The following is a 2,790-nucleotide window of genomic DNA, read 5'->3' on the forward strand; positions in this document are numbered from 1 at the left end:
AACCCGGACGTTCCGACCATGGGGCCCGCCCCTTCTCCGGAAGGCTCGGGTGGCGCGCCCAACGTCGCTCGCATCCTCAAGGAGGGCGCGACGATGTGGCTGAACCGGGAACACGTCCCCATTCTGGGTCAGCTGTCGGGACGCGTTCCCGATGCCGCGGGTGACTACGTGGCGCCGCGCACCGCCGACGGTGCGGAGTACCGGTTCTGGGTCAGCGACGCCGACCCAGAGCTGGTTCGGCAGACCATCACCGATCTGTATGAAGTGCAACGGATTTCGGCGGACGAGGCCAGGGCCGTCCTCGAAGACGCACTCACCGTCGCCGATCCGGATCAGCGTCAGCGCATCGTCGACGATATGGAGCGGTTGGGGCTGGTCTCCGAGGAGGAGGCCAGGGCACTCGAGCAGGAACCGCCCCCGCCGCCGGAGCCGGTGGCCGAGCCGGATGGGCCGCCACCGGAGCACGAGTCGCTGTCCGAGCTGGCGGATCGGCTCGGCTTCGATCTGCCCGACGAGGACCCGGCGACGGTGCGCAGGCTCATCGACGAGCAGGAGTACCGCACGCTGCGCGAAGCCGCGGCGATCGAAGGACTCGCGGACGCGTTCCGGCGCTACAACGAGGAACAGACCCGCCCGTACACCACAGAGGATGTGGCAGGCCGAGATTCGCGACCGGCCCTCGGCGAGGGTGAGCAGCGGAATCGGCCGCCCGGCGAACTCGAGGGCCCCGACGCGCGCAGGCGCGCCGAGGACGACGACGAGGACTTCTTCCTCGACGACGACGATTTCGACGAGTCCGACCAGCGTCCCGTCCGGCGTGGCCGGCCGGACCCGGCCGGTCAGCCCGTCCGGTACGCCGATGAAGTCAGCTTCTTCGACGAAAACCCGATGGGCCGGTTCCTCAAAGAGATCAACGCGGCTTTCAACGGTTCGACCGGCGTGCAGAACTACACGCCGGTCGGCAACGGCGCGGACCCGCTGAAGGAATGGGGTGATATCGGGCCGGAGGACGACGAACTCGGTCGTGACCAAGGACCGCGCGCGTTCTTCGAGCATGCGCTGCGCCGCGATCAGCTCCGGGACGAATTGTCCACCTGGGCACAGATGTTCGGGCTCGACCTGGACTCGCTCAGCACGCAGCTCTTCGACCAGCTGCGAGCGGAGAACCAGGCCCGCGCCGGGCGGGTCGCCGAATTCGCCGATGCCGCCGAGTTCCGCCTGTATCCCGCATCCGACGATCAGCCGCCCGTCGGGCAACCGTACGGCGACCAGGTCGTCCGCCTCCCGGTCGGCGAGGGCGGGCCGGATCGACTCGTGGTCATCGATGGGCCACAGGATCGCTCCGCCGCACTGGCCAGAGCGCTCGCCGAGAACCCCGACCTTGCGCAGGCGCTCAATCGTGGTGAAGTCCAACTGGATTACCACTCCGCGCGCACAGACCGGTCCGGTCGGATCTACCTCGATCCGGTCGATACACCCGACGTCTACCACCACCGGGAAACCATCGACGGCCGCGAGCTCGCGGTAACTCTGTCGCGCGACAGCGACGGTCAGTGGCGGCCCGTCGTACTCGACCCGGCCGACGTACCGCTCAGCGAACCGGCCGCCGGGGACGCTCCCGAAGCGCCGCCGCGGCCACGCGCCGAAATCCTCGCGGAGCTGGTGGATCTGGCGCAGACCCTCGGGCTCGGCCCGGAGTCGCTGCACCCCGATCGGCTCGCACAGACGATCGCGGATCTGAAGTTGGACAACGCCGTTCGGGCCGGGCAGATCGAGGCGCTCGCCGACTTCGCGCGCTCGATGAACGACATCGCGTCCTTCAACGACATCAGTGATGCGCGCAGCCAATTGGCTCTGCGCCTCGGCATTCCCGAGGCGGAGCTGACCCCGCAGCGCCTCGCGGAAGGGTTGACCGACAACGACTTCCGCAATGCGTTGCGGGCACAGCAGGTAGCCGACCTCGTCGCCTACGCCAAGCAACTCCGCGATCTCGATCCGGCCGCCTTCGTCGCCGCGCGCGACCAGCTGGCACAGCGGCTCGGGGTGGATCCGTCCGAGCTGTTCCCGCCGAAGTACACCAAGAACGAAGCGGGCCGGCTCGTGCACGGGCTCGACTCGAACAGCCTGGATCCCAAGAAACTACGCAAGCTGCTCGCCCGGATGGAACGCGACGGCAAGCAGGAGCTGCTCACCGAGGCGCTCACCGAGTACGCGGCCGCACTGATCAGGAGCGATCCGTACTCCGACGTGCCGCGCGGTGACCTGTCCGCCGATCCGCGGGTGACCGGTGAGCCGCCGGTGCACGACCCCGACGCGATCCACGCACTGCGCGACATCATCCGCGACGCACTGAGTTCCGGGGATCCGCTCGACTTCGGGCAGACGCTCGCGGACCATCCCAGACGACCGGACGGTGACGGTGCGTGGGACCGCGACAGCGACCCTGCGAGCAGCAGGCCCGACCCCAACCGGGACTGGGCCCGGCTGGTCGGCGTCGATCTCGCCGGGGCCGACGACGCCACATTCCGCAAGGTGTACGAGGCGTACCGCGATGGAAAGATCGAGAAGCACGAGGGGCTGAGCCCCACCGAGCTGGCCGCGGAGATCGCGAAGATGCGCGACGAGGTGCTTCAGCGGGCGGCGCAGATCCGGGACCTCGCCGACCTGGCGGCGGAGTTCTATCGAGCACCGGAGTCCCTCGGGTCGAGTGACCAGGCCGGGCGACCCGGTGACGGTCCCACAACGCCGCCTCAGTCGAGCGGACCCAACGAGGACGGGCCCGCCCCGGCC

Annotated in this window: 1 protein-coding gene; it reads left to right on the forward strand. The window is 69.1% G+C overall.

Annotated elements, in window-relative coordinates:
* Positions 1-18: 18 nt before the first annotated feature.
* The coding region (locus DBO33_RS42395) for a hypothetical protein (RefSeq protein WP_199857085.1) at positions 19-2,790 on the forward strand (2,772 nt) is incomplete at its 3' end.

Origin of the sequence: Nocardia suismassiliense, from assembly GCF_900269665.1 — a bacterium.
GTDB lineage: Bacteria > Actinomycetota > Actinomycetes > Mycobacteriales > Mycobacteriaceae > Nocardia > Nocardia suismassiliense.